We start from the raw sequence: 15,404 nt of genomic DNA, 5'->3' as shown, positions 1-15,404 counted from the left end.
CAGGAAGTCCGTACTGGGCCGGGCCCATCTCGAGCGCTCACGCCAGGAGCATCTGGCGAAGCACGTAGGGCAGGATCCCGCCGTGGCGGTAGTAGGCGGCCTCGGCAGGGGTGTCGATCCGCACCCTCGCGGTCAGGTCGCGGATCTGACCGTCGGTGTCGACGCGCACGGTGACCTCTCGGGGCAGCTCGTCGGCGTCCTCGAAGCCGAGGATGGAGTAGATCTCCTCCCCGCTCAGCCCTAGCTCCTCGGCGGACTGACCCTCCTGGAACTGCAGGGGCAGGACTCCCATGCCGATGAGGTTCGACCGGTGGATCCGTTCGAAGGAGGTGGCCAGGACTGCTTTGACGCCGAGCAGCTTGGTGCCCTTGGCGGCCCAGTCCCGCGAGGATCCGGAGCCGTAGTCCGAGCCGGCCAGCACGAGAAGCGGGACGTCGTCCCGTGCGTAGGCCTGGGCGGCGTCGAAGATGCTCTGCTCTTGTCCGCCGGGCAGTCGGGTGTATCCGCCCTCTGTACCGGGCACGAGCTTGTTGCGCAGCCTGATGTTGGCGAAGGTTCCGCGGATCATCACGTCGTGGTTGCCGCGGCGTGAGCCGTAGGAGTTGAAGTCCTTCGGTTCGACTCGGTGCTCGAGGAGGTAACGACCGGCTGGGGAGTCGGCCTTGATCGCGCCGGCGGGAGAGATGTGATCGGTGGTAACCGAGTCGCCGAGATGGACCAGCACCCGTGCCCCGTTGATGTCGCGCACCGGCTCTGGCTCCGTGGGCATCCCGTCGAAGTACGGGGGTCGGCGAACGTAGGTCGAGGCCGGGTCCCAGCTGAAGGTCTGGGAGTCGTTCGGCGCCATGCCACGCCAGTTCACGTCGCCGGTCAGGACATCCGCATACCCGGCGGTGAACATGCCGGCCTCGACGTTGGCATCGACGACGGCCTTGATCTCGGCGGTGGTCGGCCAGATGTCGCGCAGGTAGACGTCCTGCCCGTCGTCATCCTGCCCAAGGGGCTCACGCAGCAGATCCGTGTGCATGGTGCCGACCAGCGCGTAGGCGATCACCAGGGGCGGTGAGGTCAGGAAGTTCATCGTCGTCTCGGCGTGGATGCGGCCCTCGAAGTTCCGGTTACCGGACAGGACCGAGGCGACCGTGAGGTCGTGCTCGGCGACGGCGGCGCTGACCTCGGGGATCAGCGGTCCGGAGTTGCCGATGCAGGTGGTGCACCCGTACCCGACGAGGTTGAAGCCGAGCCGGTCGAGGTACGGGGTGAGCCCGGCCCGCTCGTAGTAGTCGGTGACCACGCGCGAGCCTGGAGCCAGGGTGGTCTTGACCCATGGCTTGGACCGCAGGCCCCGTTCGACGGCCTTCTTGGCCAGCAGCCCGGCACCGATCATCACCGACGGGTTGGAGGTGTTGGTGCAGGAGGTGATCGCCGCGATGACCACGTCGCCGTGGTCGATGCTCGCCGTGGTGCCATCCAGCAGGATCTGCGTCGGGTCAGAGGGCCACGTCTTCGGCTCGTCGTAGCTACCGGTGTGCGGTGGTTCGTCCCTGCTGATCCGGGCGCTGACCGCGATCGGATCGCTAGCCGGGAACGAGTCCGCCGAAGCCTCGTCCAGCCCACCCCGGACCGCCTCGGCGTGGGTCTGCCCGGCCAGCAGGCCACGCACGGCGCGCTGGGCAGACTTCAGGGGGATGCGGTCCTGCGGCCGCGTGGGCCCGGCCAAGGACGGCTCGACGCTGGACAGGTCGAGCTCCACGATCTGTGAGTAGTCCGGGACGCGGTCGGCGTCGTGCCACAGTCCCTGCTCCTTGGCGTAGGCCTCCACCAGGTCGATCTGGTGCGCCGGACGGCCGGTCAGACGAAGGTAGTCCAGCGTCTCGTCATCAACCGGAAAAATGGTCACCGTGGAGCCATACTCCGGGCTCATGTTGCCTAGGGTGGCGCGGGTGGCCAGGGGCACGCTAGCCACGCCGGGCCCGAAGAAGTCCACGAACTTCCCCACCACGCGTGTCCGTCGCAGGAGCTCAGCCACCGTCAGCACCAGATCGGTGGCAGTGGTGCCCTCAGGCAGCTCACCGGTCAGCTTCAGGCCGACGACGTGCGGGATGAGCATGCTCATCGGCTGGCCCAGCATGGCAGCCTCCGCCTCGATGCCACCGACACCCCAACCCAGCACACCCAGACCGTTGATCATCGGGGTGTGGGAATCCGTGCCTACGACCGTATCCGGGTAGGCCACCGGCCGTTGGGGCCCGTCTCTGGTGAAGACGACCCGGGCGAGGTACTCCAGATTCACCTGGTGGCAGATCCCGGTATCCGGGGGCACCACCCGGAAGCTGTCGAATGCCTGCTGACCCCACCGCAGGAGCTCATAGCGTTCGTGATTGCGCTCGAACTCCAGGTCGGCGTTGATCCGGAAGGCATCGGCACGGCCGAAGACGTCAGCGATCACCGAGTGGTCGATGACCAGATCGGTCGGGATCAGCGGGTTGATCCTCGCCGGATCCCCGCCGACCGCCGTCATGGCGTCACGCATGGCGACCAGGTCCACCACGCACGGCACCCCCGTGAAGTCCTGCATCAGCACCCGCGCCGGAGTGAACTGGATCTCCGTGCTGGTCCCGGCCGTGGCGGAAGGATCCCAGGTGGCCAAGGCACGCACTTGCGCGGCGGTGACCAGGCGTCCGTCCTCGTTGCGCAGCAGGTTCTCCAGCAGCACCTTCAAGCTGTACGGCAGGCGAGCCGAGCCCTCGACCTGGTCCAGGCGGAAGATGTCGTAGACGACGTCACCGACGGTGAGCTGGTCGCGGCTCCCGAACGTGTTCCTGCTCATGGCTGCGCCTTGCCGCCGTGGGTGTGCGCACCGATCGCGTTGAGCGCGATCGTGGAGTGGGCGTAGGCACCACCAGCCCGCATCTCGGCGGCGACCCAGATCGCTTCCATGATCTCCTCATCGGTGGCGCCCTTGCGCTGGGCAAGCTTGGAGTGCCCGGTGATGCAGTACGGGCACTGGGTCACGTGCGCGACCGCGACGGCGATCAGTTGCTTGATCTTCTCCTCCAGGGCGCCGGCGGCGAAGACCGCCTGGCTGAAGCGGTTCCACGCCTCGTGGACGTCCGGCGCGAGCTCTTCGCGGCGGGCCGTCACGTGCCGCGTGGTCGGCGGGAACAGGGGCTCGGCCATCAGGGACTCCCGGGAACATCGGGGTGGGCGTTCCAACCCTGCCGACGGGTGGCGGCACAGACCTGGACCTCGTCTCCGTATAATGGTCCCCCGAAACGGTATTCGACAATCGTGGACAGGACCTCGGTCCCTTGTTCGCGTCCGAGCCCATGGCCACCAGCGAGGTTCCGCGCAGTACCGGTCCTGGCCCGGACGACCTACGGGAACCGGCGCCCTCGAGCGTCCACCCTGGCGCGCTGTGAGAGCTCGGGCCCAGCTGTCCAAGGGTGAGGACCTGGGCGGGATCGGTACCCGCAAAGACCGATGAGCCCGTCGTCCACGAGCCGCTCGAGGTGGAAGCGGACGGTGTGGGGGTGCAAGCCGGTGTGTTCGGCGACGTGCCTCACTCCCCCTCCTGACTCTGCGGCGCGGAACACGTCCAGGACACGGCGGCGGGAGTCGACGCGGGCGTTCTCCGTACTTGCAGCCCTCGGACGCCGACTCGCGCAGCCCCGCTCCCACTACGTGGTGCGTCGCTATGCATCACCGTCAGGTCCTCAGCGGCGACGGGTGGTCAACTCCTCGATGACGAGCCCGAGCCCGCTGCCGAGCATGAAGATGTCGCGAGCGATGCCCATCCCTGCAGGCGCCGGGCGGATGCCGTCCTCGCGGGTCATGCCCGGGGTCTTGAGGTAGACGCCCATCAACGCCGCCGAGAACCCGCTCAGCCCGGCCGCTCCCACCCACGTGGGCACGCGCGGAACCAGCAGGCTCAAGCCGAGCACGATCTCGAAGGTGGACAGGGCCTTGCCGAAGCGGACCGGATCGACGTTCTTCAGCACCGGGTAGGCGTTGGTCGCCTGGTCCCGGAGACCCGTCGCCGCCTCGACGTCTAGCGACCGCTTCGAGATCCCGGTGTTCAGGATGAAGGCCCCGCAGGCGAGGCGGGGCGGGAGGTGGTGGAGCTTGACAGCCATGACGATCCTCTCGGTGTGGAGGTCCCGCTACGTCGCTACGGAGGTAGGGACCCCATCTTTGCGCTGATGCACGGACGTTGAACGGTCATGTCATGGCAGCAGGTCCGCCAACGGCACGGTGAGGTCGACGAGCCGGTCTCGATCTACCCGTACCCGGCCCCGGATCAACTTCTGCACAGGTTCGATGCCTTCCTCCCAACCGTTGACATGCATACCCGCGACGACGACGTCGTCAACGAGCCAGAATGCGTGGAAGGCGTTCCCCAAGAGATCACCGCGGATCAGCGGGTCGGCGGCGGTTGCCGGCGCCCACCCGGCGTACTCCATGCCGATGTCGTACTGGTCGGTGAAGAAGAACGGTGCCGGGTCGAAGTCGGAGGCGTGGCCCATCATCGACCGGGCGGCGATCTGGCCGCCCATCAGGGCGTTCGCCCAGTGCTCGACCCGGATCCGACGACCGTAGAGCGGGTTCTCAACGCTGGCGATGTCCCCAGCCACAAACACATCAGGATCCTCGGTACGCATCTGAGTATCGACCCGTACTCCGCCGTCATTCGCGAGCAAGTCCGCTCCGAGCAGGTCGACCACCGGGTGAACGCCGACTCCGACCACGACCAGGTCCGCGCGGAGCTCGGTCCCGTCGTCCATCACGACACCCTCGACGTTCTGGTGCCCGCGCAGCTCGGTCACGGTGCCTCCGAGCTGGAACCCGACCCCGTGCTGGCGGTGCAGGTCGGCGAAGAATCCACCGATGCGATTCCCCAGGGCTGCCTTCAATGGCACATCGGCCGGGTCGATGACGGTGACCGTGCAGTCGCGACCGCGGGCGGTCGCGGCAACCTCCAGCCCGATCCAGCCGGCCCCGACGACCACCACTCGCGCTTTCGCTGTCAGCGCGTGCGCGAGGCGCTCCGAGTCCTCGAGCGTCCTGAGGTAGTGCACGCCGCCAAGGTCGCCGCCGGGGACATCGAGCCGTCGCGGGGTCGCTCCGGTGGCAACCAACACCTTGTCGTAGCGCAACCGCTCCTCGTCGTCGAGGACGACCTCGCGCGCGGACCGGTCCAGGCGCACCGCCCGACGGCCGAGACGAAGGTCGACACCCTGACCGTCGTACCAGTCTTGGCCCTTCAGAGACCCCTCGGACTTGTACGGCTCTCCGTTGAGGTACGACTTCGACAAGGGCGGGCGTTCGTAGGGTAGGTGTTCCTCCGCGCCGACGAGCACCAGCCGCCCGTCGAACCCCTCCTCGCGCAGCACTTGCAGGGCGGAGCCCCCAGCTTCTCCAGCGCCGACAATGACGAACACCTGGTCGGTGGCCATCTCAGTTCACCTCACCCGTCGACTCGCTCGCCGCCGCAACGAGAGGCAGCGCCTCCGCACCACCAGAGTCTCCGAGATCGCAGACAGTGGCAACGCAGGTCCCACAGCTCGTTGATGACATACACCGTGCACGCCAGACCCGCGGCGTCGAAAGTCCACCTGGGGGACCCCGCCGGGTGGCGCACCTGGACGGCGACGCAGCCACGGGTCTGACGATCGATCCGACTACGATGACGTGATGACTGCCTCACCCGCTCGGGCGGCCCGTCCGCGGGTCGTCGTCATCGGAGGTGGATTCGGCGGGCTCGCAGTGGTCCGCGCGCTGCGAGACACCGTCGTCGACGTGACCCTCATCGACCAGCACGCCTACAACCAGTTCCAGCCGCTGCTGTATCAAGTCGCGACCGCCACGCTGAACCCGGGCGATATCACGTGGTTCCTACGCGCCATTCGCTCAAACCAGAAGAATGTACGGTTCCTCAAGGGCAAAGTGCTGCGCATGAACCATGTCGCGAAAACGATCAGTCTCGATGGCGGTCAACAGCTCGCCTATGACTACCTGGTCATCGCCGCAGGCGTGACCACGAACTACTTCGGCGTCACTGGTGCTGAGGAGCACGCCATGCCGCTGTACCAACGCTTACAGGCGCTCGAGCTTCGCGACGCGATGTTTGCACAGCTCGAGCAGGCGGCAATCAATGGAAAGGATCAAGAGCTGCGGATCGTCATCGTCGGTGGTGGGGCGACCGGCGTGGAGACAGCGGGTGCGTTCGCCGAGTTGCGCAACAACGACATGTCCGTGACCTATCCCGAGCTCGATCCGAAGCGCATCCATGTGACGCTGGTGGAAAGGATGCCGAGCCTGCTCGGACCATTCCACGAGAGCCTGCAGGAGTATGCAAGGAAGGCGCTCGAGAAGCGCGGCGTCGATCTGCGGCTCAATACCGCGGTCCGAGAAGTGCGAGCTGACGGCGTCGTGATCGGTGACGAGGAGGAGTTTCTCCCGGCGGGGATCGTGGTGTGGGCCAGCGGCGTGACCGCGCACGACACGGTGAAGAACTGGGCAGTGCCTCAGGGACGTGGTGGCCGGATCAGCGTGAACGATCACCTGCGGGTCGAAGGCCTCAACTGTGTGTTCGCGATCGGCGACGCGGCTGTCGAGGAAGGCGACCGCGCACTTCCGCAGCTCGCGCAGCCTGCACTTCAGGGCGGCAGGTTCGTTGGCGAGTTGATCGACGCCGAGATCAAGGGCACGACCCGGCCGGCATTTCGTTACCGCGACAAAGGAAGTCTCGCGACGATCGGACGCAGCTCCGCGGTAGCCGAGGTGAGCGGACTACCCCGACTGACGGGCTTCCCAGCGTGGGTGATCTGGGTGACGATCCACGTCTTCAGCCTGCTCGGCAACCGCAACCGACTCGCCACCATGATCAACCTCGGTGCGAAGTATCTCTTCTGGCGCCACAGTCAGAACGCGATCGTCGGCGAGACTCCCGCGATCATCGAGCAGCCCCGCAAGAAGTTCGACGCCACGTCCTAGCCCGTCGAGCGGGCTCTGCACCAGAAGGGCGCAACCACTCAGTACCGCGACCGGCTCGCGTCGCCCTGAGATGCGGCGGCGCCACTCGCATCAGCGCAGACGAGCCAACCGTCGTGTCCGACGGCATCCTTACCGGCGGAGGAGGGTGGCACGGACGACCGCTTCGCTGATCTCGGGGTCCTTGGTCGCCGTCGGCAGTGTCGGCGAATAGAGGTCCGCCAGGCCCGCAGGGTGCTTCAACGCCTTCGCACGGTCAGGGTCCTCAAGTTCGGCCAGGTAGCGGAATCCGGGCCCCTTGCACACGGCGTTCGCGACGGCACGTGACCAGCACCTCCCCGCCGCGCTCGACTTCGTGCGCTCCCGCCACAAGTGCCCCACCGGGTCGACCTCGCAGCCGTGAGGGTCAGCAGGGAAAGCCCGCCATCATCGACCTCGACTCCGCGCGCTGGAAGGTCCAGTTGGTCGACCACTACGGCGTGACGGGCCATCAGCTCGTCTGCAAGTTCGCGGTCCTGGGCGTGGGTGGTCTTCAGACGGTCCGCCATGAGTCGCACTTCGGTTCCGTGTCGTGCCCAGGGCCATTCCCCGTCGGCCGCGGGCGCGGGTGGGGACGGCGAGGAGTGGAGCCACCAGTTGGGCGGGAGCAATCAGCATGCGTGGTGGCGGCGACGTGTGTCGTCAGGGGCCACGCGGCTGGTTCCTTCGGCGGTTGGTTGTTGCGGTCAGCGCGGACGGCCGAGCCCTCGCTCGAGTCGTGCGAGGCCTCTCAGGGCTGAGGCGTGCAGCAGCAGGGCAGCGTCGCCGTCGCGGACACCTGTCGCGTTCAGGCTGGCGCTGACGATCCCGAAGAGGGCGCCGACGACCAGCCCCAGGGTCTCGATGGCGGCGCTGTCAGGATCGGGGACCGCCTGGAGGATCTTGTCCCCGGCGGCGGACCACACCTGCCACTGTGCGTCGCGTACGAACGGGACGAGCTGGGGATGCTCCGATGCCAGGGTGGCCACCGCGGTGAGCTGCCTCAGTGCCCCGGTTCTGAGCTGATGCTCCACGAGGTCCCGGGCGAGGTCGAGCACGTCCACGGACTCCGGTGGGTCCCATTCCGCGAGGGCCGCTTCAACGCTGTGCACGACGATCGCCGCGACGGCGGCTTCCTTGCACAGGTAGTAGTTCGAGAACGTGCGCCGGGACACCTCCGCCTCGGCGACGATGCCATCCACGGTGACCTCACCGAGCCCACGGTCGCGAACCTGCTCGAACGCGATCCGGGCGAGCCGTCGTGCGACCGCGACCCGCTTCGCGTCTCGGAGCCCGGGAGTCACCGCACCAATCTCTCATGGAGCGGTGGGGCAGTCGGCGCTGGTGTCCGAGCTTCGGTGGGAGCGGGCGCAATCTCGAGCCGGGTGCCCTCCAGGTCCAGGTCGGGCAGGATGCGGTCCATCCACCGGGGTAGCCACCACGCCTTGTCGCCCGCGAGGTGGAGGATCGCAGGGATGAGCGTCATGCGGATGAGGAACGCGTCGATGAGGATGCCGGCGGACAGGGCGAAGCCGAACTGGCGGATCATGGCGTCGTCGCTGAGCACGAAGCCAGCGAAGACTGACACCATGATCACCGCGGCCGCCACCACGACTCGGCTGGCGTGGTGGAACCCGTCGACCACGGCCTGCCGGGCGGACGCGCCGTGGACGTAGACCTCGCGTATCGAGGTGCCGAGGAACACCTGGTAGTCCATGGCCAGGCCGTAGAGGATGCCGGTAGCCATGATCGGCAGGAAGCTCAGCACGGGACCTGCCCGGTCCACGCCCACGAGCCAGGTGAAGTCAGGGTTGCCGAAGGCGGTCACCACGAGCCCCAGGGTGGCGCCGATGGACAGGAGGAAGCCGCCTGTCGCCGCCAGGGGGACCACCAGGGAGCGGAACACCAGGAGCAGGACGGCAAGCGACAGCAGCGCCACCAGCCCCAGGTAGACCGGAATCGCACTTCTCAACGACTCGGAGAGGTCGATGTTGATGGCGGTCAGCCCGGTCACGCCGACCTGCTCGACGTCGGCGATCTCGCTGCCGCGAACGGCATGGACGAGGTCGGCGGTGCCGGGGTCGGTCGGACCGGCGGTGGGAACGACGGTGTAGAGGACCAGGGACCTGTCCTCCGAGGTGCCCATGAGACGGACGTTGGAGGCACTGTCGTGGTCGGCGAGCTCGATCTGCCACGCCTCGAGGCGGTCCTGGTCCACGGCGTCGGGATCCGTCGGCGTCAGCGCGACGACCAGCGGTGCGTTGGCACCCTCACCGAGGGCATCGCTCACTGCGTCATACGCCGTCCGTTGCTCCGACCCGGGAGCGGCGACCGCCCCGGACGGCATGCCGAGCTCCATCTGGCCGGCAGGGACCGCGAGGGCGCCGAGCGCGAGTCCGACGAGCACGATGGTCAGGATCGGCCGGGCCGTGACGGCGGTGATCCACCGCTGGGCTGCCCGTCCGAAACGCGAATGCCCGTGCTGCGGCTCGGGCCGGGCCTGAGGCTGGGGTGCCGCACGTCGCCGTCTGCGTCCGAGCAGCCCGAGCAGGGCGGGCAGCGCGGTCAGTGCCAACGCGACGGCGAGCGCGACGGTGACTGCGGCAGTGACCGCCATCGTCGAGACGAAGCCCATCCCCAGGGTCAGCAGGCCCAGAAGTGCGATGACGACGGTGGCGCCCGCGAAGAGGACCGCGCCACCCGCGGTGGCGACCGCGCGGGCGGTGGACTCGATGGTGTCGAGTCCGAACCGGACCTGCAGTGAGCGCTGCTTGTGGACGATGAACAGGGCGTAGTCGATCCCGACGGCAAGGCCCAGCATGAGCCCGAGGGCGGGGGTGGACGTGGTCATCTCGAAGTTCCCCGAGAGGGCGTACGCGCCGCCGACACCGATGAACACACCCACCAATGCCAGGAGGATGGGCAGTCCGGCCAGCACGAGCGAGCCGAGAGTGATGATCAGGACCACCGCTGCGATGGCGAGGCCGATGGCCTCGTGCCCGCCGATCGGTGGCTCGAGAGGCTGCAGGGAGCTGCTCGCGGCGACGGTGAGTCCTTCGTCGGCCACCACCGTGTCGATCGAGGCCATCAGGTCGTCCAGGCTCCCCGCAGGGAGGTCGGAGACCTGCTCGTTGAGCTGGACCGAGGCGATCGCGGCGGTGCCGTCGTCGGAGACCAGCACGGACGGGCGAACGCCGTCGGAGGTGAGGAGCTCGGTGCCGCGGGGCGACGTACCACCCAGCAGAGAGTCCAGTCGCCCCAGCGCGTCGGCTGTCGCGGTCGCCGTGGCGGCCTCGACGGCAGCCGCGGGGTCCGACATCCCATCCTCAGGAGCGGGGAGCACGCCCAGGTCCATGCCCGCCCGGCTCAGGTCGGCCTGCAGCTGTTCCACGTCGGCAAAGAGATCCGAGGAACCGCTGATGAGTTCATCATCCGGTGCGGCCAGGAGATCGCGCGCGGTGGCGCTGATCGCCGCGATCCGCGGCGCGAGCTGGGCGGCCTGTTCGCCCTGTGCGGCCGGTCCATCGACCGGTAGGCCTCCCTCGAGCGTCTCGACCAGCTCCTCGATCCGCACGGTGACGTCGTCAGCGACGCGCGCCTCCACGTTCTCGCGCACGGTGACCTCAACGTCGGCCTGCTGGTCGAGCAGCCGTGCGTCACGGTCCTGGACGAGGCCGCTCCCGGCGGCCGTGTCGAGGGCACGGTCGATGGCGTCGGCACGCACGGGCGTGTCCACACGGCCACCGTCGTCTGCCTGGAAGACGAGGGTGCCCTGGGTGCCACCCGCCTCGGGAAGCGCCTCGGTCACCTCGTCCAGCACCTGCTGGGCCGGGGCGTCATCAAGGGTGAGGCTGGTGGAGATCGAGGGGGCCTGCGTGACGAGCAGGGCGACCACCGCCAGGATGACGAACAGCCAGGACAACAACGGCATCAACGGCCGCAGCGCGGCTCGCCTGCCCAGGCGGTACAGGAGTGCAGACATGGGAGCGCCCTCGATCGGTGAGTAGTGGAGGGACCCCACCCTAAGCTCTCGTTGCCCAATGAGCAATTTTGCCCGATGCGCACGCCCGATGTCAGGGCGAGGGCGTGGTCCGGTGAGGCCGCCGCGCGTTCACGCGTCGCCCGAACCCGGGCCGGGGCGCACCAGACCGGTCCGGTAGGCGATGACCACGAGCTGGGCGCGGTCGCGTACCCCGAGCTTCGTCATCGCGCGGTTCACGTGGGTCTTGACCGTGAGCGGGGAGAGGTGGAGGGCGCGGGCGATGTCCTCGTTCGACAGGCCCTGCCCGACGAGGCTGAGGATCCCGCGCTCGCGGTCGGTGAGTGCTGCGAGGGTGTCGGAGCCCGAGGCTCCGGCGACCGGGTCGTCGCGGAACCGGGCGATCAGGCCGCGGGTGGCCGCGGGGGAAAGCAGTGCCTCACCGGCGGCGACCACCCTGATCCCGGCGATGAGGTCGGCCGGCTCCACGCCCTTGCCGAGGAACCCGCTCGCCCCGGCGCGCAGCGCCTCGAAGACGTACTCGTCGATCTCGAAGGTGGTCAGCACGAGCACCCTCGTGTGGGCGAGGTCTGGATCGGCGCAGATCTGGCGGGTGGCCCCGAGCCCGTCGAGCTCGGGCATGCGGATGTCCATGAGGACGACGTCGGGCCGGAGCGTGCGCGCCAGTGCGACGGCGGCGGTCCCGGTGGCCGCCTCGCCCACCACCTCGAGGTCGGGCTCGCTGTCGAGGAGCACGCGGAATCCTGCGCGGATGAGGGACTGGTCGTCGGCCAGGAGGACGCGGACCACGGGTCAGCCCGCAATGGTGGGCAGGACGGCGCGGACGCGGAAGCTGCCCGCTGGGGTGGGACCGGCCTCGACGGTACCCCCGATGGCCGTGACCCTCTCCCGCATGCCGATCAGGCCGTAGCCGTTTCCGGGCTGCGGTGCGGCGGGGTGCCCAGGGGCGTTCACGACCTCGACCCGTAGGGCGTCCTCATCACGCTCGAGCGTGACGCTCGTGGCCGCTCCCGGGTTGTGCTTGTGGACGTTGGTCAAGGACTCCTGGACCACGCGATAGGCGACCAGTTCGACCGTCGGGTCGTACGGCGTCGCCGGACCGGACTCGGTGACGGTGACGGGCAGACCGATCGCCCGGAAGGAGGCCACGAGTTCGGGGAGGCGCTCGAGGTTCGGGATGGGGTCGGTAGGCGCGGCGACATCGGCCGGGTGGCGCAGGACCGACAGGACGGTGCCGAGCTCGGCGAGCACCGTCTGGGCGGAGCGCCGGACGTGGGACAGGGCATCGGCAGCCACGTCCGGGTCCGTGCTGAGCAGGTGGTTGGCCACGTTCGCCTGGACGTTGATGACGGCGATGTGGTGCGCGATGACGTCGTGGAGGTCGCGGGCGATGGACAGGCGGTCCTCGGCGACGCGCCGGCGCGCCTCCTCCTCCCGGGACTCCTCAGCCCGGCGCGCGCGCTCCTCCACGGCCGTGACATACGCGCGGCGGCTGCGGGAGGCATCGCCCAGGGCGAAGGTCAGCCCCACCCAGAACACGGTGGCGAACGACTCCGCCACGAAGGGCACCTCCCGCGGACCCACCAGGGCGGCACCCAGGAGCACCGCGGCGGCCGTGGGTGCGGCGATCCACGTGGTGCGCCGGTCCGTCCACGCACCCACCGAGAACCCGGCGATGCCGATCGCGGCCACCCCTGACCTGCTGAGGCCCCCGAGGGCGACGACCGCGCCGACGGCGAGCACCGTGACGGTCAGGACCGCCACAGGGTGGGTGCGGCGCAGCGCGAGCGCGGCGGAACCGACCACCAGGAAGCCGATCTGCAGGGCCGAGAGCGCGGGCCCCACGTCCCGGCCCATCCTTGGTTCCACCAGGCTGACCAGGACGAGCAACGTGGCGAGTGCGACGTCCCAGGCCCCGGTGTGGCGCCCAACAGCGGCAGACCACGAACGCAGCACGGTCATCTCTCGACTGTAGTGGCGGCCACCCGACGTACCACGGTCGTGGTACCCGGGATCGTCCACGGTGGGACGACGACGATCACGACCGCGCCTCGCGAGACTCGTGTCATCGCGAGGTCCAGTGCGGCCTCCGCCACGAATGAAGGAGCACCACGTGATCGAGGTACACGACCTCACCAAGACGTTCGGCGACGTCACCGCCGTCGACGGCATCAGCTTCGCCGTCCGGCCCGGGGTCGTCACCGGCTTCCTCGGACCCAACGGCGCCGGCAAGTCCACGACGATGCGCATGATCCTCGGGCTCGACAAGCCCACAGCCGGGCACGCCACGGTCAACGGCACCTCGTACGCACACTCCCCCGCCCCCATCGCTGAGATCGGGGCCCTCCTCGACGCCCGCGCGGTGGACGGCGGCCGCTCGGCCCGCAACCACCTGCGTGCGCTGGGGGCGACCGTGGGCATCGGACAGGGCCGCGCAGACGAGCTGCTCGAGGTCGTCGGCCTCACCGACGTCGCGGACAAGCCGGCCAAGGGCTTCTCCCTCGGCATGAGCCAGCGGCTCGGGATCGCCACCGCCCTGCTCGCGGACCCGCAGATCCTCATGCTCGACGAGCCGGTGAACGGACTGGACCCGGACGGCATCCTGTGGATCCGGGACCTGCTGCGCAAGTTCGCGAGCGAGGGCCGCACGGTGTTCCTGTCCTCGCACCTGATGTCCGAGCTCGAGATCACCGCTGAGCACCTCATCGTCATCGGCCGAGGCAAGCTCATCGCGGACCTGCCGATGGAGGACTTCATCGCCAAGGCCTCCAAGAACCACGTGCGGGTCATCTCGCCGGACGCCATGCGTCTGCGTGGCCTCGTCGCGGCCGCCGAGGTCACCGTCTCCTCCGACGCCCCGGACAGGCTGGCCATCGAGGGTCTTCCGGCGTCCGCCATCGGGCGGATCGCCGCCGCGAACGGCATTGAACTCCACGAACTCGTCCCCGTCGCCCCCTCCCTGGAGGAGGCGTTCATGACCCTCACCGCCGATGCCGTGGCCTTCCACGGTTCCTCCGACACGAGCAAGGCTGCCTGATGACCACCACCGCCCTGACCACACCTGCCACGCCCGCCGTACCCGTTCCCGGCCAACGACGGGCGGACGTCAGTCTGACCTTCGCCCGGGTCCTCCGGTCCGAGTGGATCAAGGCCGTCACCCTCCGCTCGACCTGGATCATGCTGGCGTCGATCGTCGTCCTCACCGCGGGCTTCGGCGTCGTCGCCGCGCTCACGGCGTCCGGTGCGACTGACGGTTCTGGGCCGGGCTTCGGCGGAGAGGGCCGTGACCCCCTCTCGATCGTGTTCACAGGGACGCACCCCGCGCTGCTGCTCGTCGGCGTGGCCGGCGCGCTCGTCGGGGCGCGGGAGTACGCCTCCGGCCTCATCCGCTCGACCCTCGCCGCCGTGCCCGCGCGGCTGCCAGTCCTCGCCGCCAAGATCCTCGTGTTCAGCGCTCTGACGGGCGTCGTCGTCCTCGCGTCCACGCTGGTCGTGTTCTTCGCGGGCATGGCCGTCCTCGGCGACGCCGGGGCCACCACCGTCGGGTGGTCCGACGACGGCGTCGCGCGTGCCGTCCTCGGCACGGCCGCCTACCTCACGGGCCTGGGGATCACGGGCGTGGCGCTCGGCGTCCTGCTGCGCAGCATCGGTGGGTCCATCGCCGCCCTCATCGGAGGGGTGGTCTTCCTGCCCACCCTGGCCACGATGGTGCTGCCGGAGAGCTGGGACGGGGTCCTGAAGTTCCTGCCGTCCAACGCCGCCAACTCCTTCACCACGTTCACCCCCGACGCATCAGGTGCCTTCCTGGACGCCACCACCGGCGCGGTGGTCTTCACGACCTGGGTCCTCGCCGCAGTCATCGGCGCCGCCGTGTCCTTGCGCACCCGCGACGCGTGAACCCGCCGCGTCGCGCCGGCGGCGACGAGGACGTCGCGCCCGGCCTACGCCTTCGCGGTGGTGTCGAAGAGCTCAAGCCCGTCGCGGCTCCGCGCGATCCAGGCGGTGACCTCGATCGGGTGCTGACCGCGATCCGGTAGGCGCGGGTCATGGAACTGTGCCCAGACCCCGTACATCAACCCCGTCGGCTCGTCGAGGTCCCCAGCGGGCACGGCCTCGTCGATCAGATGTTGGGCGGACGGCCCGGAGGGGTACGGGTTCTCGGTGAAGACCACGCCGTCGGCGCCGCCCCCTCGTCGTCCCCGAGGCCGTCGTCGACGGGAGCCTGCGTCTGCCGGTGCTCCTTCTTCGACTTGATGTCGTCCGGCTCCGTGGCTGTGCAGCCGGTCACCATCAGACCACCGGTCACGAGGCAGGCCACGCCGGCAGCGGCTCGCGGGGACAACGCCATCAGGTCTCACTCCCGGGTGGCGTCCCTGGCTTTGCCCGAGCCAGA

General features: G+C 69.0%; 12 protein-coding genes. 3 read left to right on the top strand and 9 right to left on the bottom strand.

All coding sequences use genetic code 11. From position 1 onward, the window contains the following. Positions 1-37: 37 nt before the first annotated feature. From acnA to N866_RS00300, 4 genes are all read right to left on the bottom strand, one after another. Positions 38-2,830, bottom strand: coding sequence for an aconitate hydratase (gene acnA / locus N866_RS00315; protein WP_034221015.1), 2,793 nt, complete (start codon positions 2,828-2,830; stop codon positions 38-40). After that, the gene (locus tag N866_RS00310) at positions 2,827-3,180 is read right to left on the bottom strand and encodes a carboxymuconolactone decarboxylase family protein (RefSeq protein WP_034221013.1); all 354 of its coding nucleotides are present in this window, start codon (positions 3,178-3,180) and stop codon (positions 2,827-2,829) included. The genes acnA and N866_RS00310 overlap by 4 nt, the downstream gene beginning before the upstream one ends. Positions 3,181-3,716: 536 nt before the next feature. Beyond that, positions 3,717-4,136: a membrane protein gene (locus N866_RS00305; RefSeq protein ID WP_034221011.1), complete on the bottom strand. Its 420-nt coding sequence runs from the start codon at positions 4,134-4,136 to the stop codon at positions 3,717-3,719. Between the two features lie 90 nt (positions 4,137-4,226). After that, entirely contained in the window at positions 4,227-5,456 is a 1,230-nt protein-coding gene (locus N866_RS00300; RefSeq protein WP_034221008.1) for an NAD(P)/FAD-dependent oxidoreductase, read from the bottom strand. A gap of 238 nt (positions 5,457-5,694) precedes the next feature. Between N866_RS00300 and N866_RS00295 the strand changes: the two genes are divergently transcribed. After that, positions 5,695-6,996, top strand: a complete 1,302-nt coding sequence (locus N866_RS00295) for an NAD(P)/FAD-dependent oxidoreductase (protein ID WP_034221159.1) — start codon at positions 5,695-5,697, stop codon at positions 6,994-6,996. A 722-nt stretch (positions 6,997-7,718) separates the two neighbouring features. On the opposite strand, the gene N866_RS19555 is transcribed toward N866_RS00295, so the two are convergent. The 4 genes from N866_RS19555 to N866_RS00270 form a co-directional block, all read right to left on the bottom strand. Next, on the bottom strand, positions 7,719-8,315 hold the full coding sequence (locus tag N866_RS19555) for a TetR/AcrR family transcriptional regulator (protein WP_052022169.1): 597 nt from the start codon (positions 8,313-8,315) through the stop codon (positions 7,719-7,721). Beyond that, positions 8,312-10,993 carry an MMPL family transporter gene (locus N866_RS00280; protein ID WP_155855115.1) on the bottom strand — a complete coding sequence of 894 codons (2,682 nt, stop codon included), beginning with the start codon at positions 10,991-10,993 and terminating at the stop codon, positions 8,312-8,314. Before N866_RS00280 ends, N866_RS19555 begins: the two co-directional genes overlap by 4 nt. A 129-nt stretch (positions 10,994-11,122) precedes the next feature. Further along, positions 11,123-11,800, bottom strand: a complete 678-nt coding sequence (locus N866_RS00275; protein ID WP_034221003.1) for a response regulator — start codon at positions 11,798-11,800, stop codon at positions 11,123-11,125. A 3-nt stretch (positions 11,801-11,803) separates the two neighbouring features. Continuing rightward, on the bottom strand, positions 11,804-12,973 hold the full coding sequence (locus N866_RS00270; RefSeq protein ID WP_162177276.1) for a sensor histidine kinase: 1,170 nt from the start codon (positions 12,971-12,973) through the stop codon (positions 11,804-11,806). Between the two features lie 151 nt (positions 12,974-13,124). Here N866_RS00270 and N866_RS00265 point away from each other — a divergent pair, with 151 nt between their 5' ends. Together N866_RS00265 and N866_RS00260 are read left to right on the top strand one after the other, a co-directional pair. Next, positions 13,125-14,048, top strand: a complete 924-nt coding sequence (locus N866_RS00265) for an ABC transporter ATP-binding protein (protein ID WP_034221151.1) — start codon at positions 13,125-13,127, stop codon at positions 14,046-14,048. Next, positions 14,048-14,908 carry an ABC-2 transporter permease gene (locus tag N866_RS00260; RefSeq protein ID WP_052022166.1) on the top strand — a complete coding sequence of 287 codons (861 nt, stop codon included), beginning with the start codon at positions 14,048-14,050 and terminating at the stop codon, positions 14,906-14,908. Before N866_RS00265 ends, N866_RS00260 begins: the two co-directional genes overlap by 1 nt. 44 nt (positions 14,909-14,952) lie before the next feature. Here the strand turns inward: N866_RS00260 and N866_RS00255 are convergent, their stop codons facing one another. Next, positions 14,953-15,183 carry a hypothetical protein gene (locus N866_RS00255; protein ID WP_034221001.1) on the bottom strand — a complete coding sequence of 77 codons (231 nt, stop codon included), beginning with the start codon at positions 15,181-15,183 and terminating at the stop codon, positions 14,953-14,955. Positions 15,184-15,404: the final 221 nt, after the last annotated feature.

Source organism: Actinotalea ferrariae CF5-4 (assembly GCF_000603945.1).
Taxonomy (GTDB): domain Bacteria; phylum Actinomycetota; class Actinomycetes; order Actinomycetales; family Cellulomonadaceae; genus Actinotalea; species Actinotalea ferrariae.
This window is presented reverse-complemented; position numbering and strand designations above follow the sequence as displayed.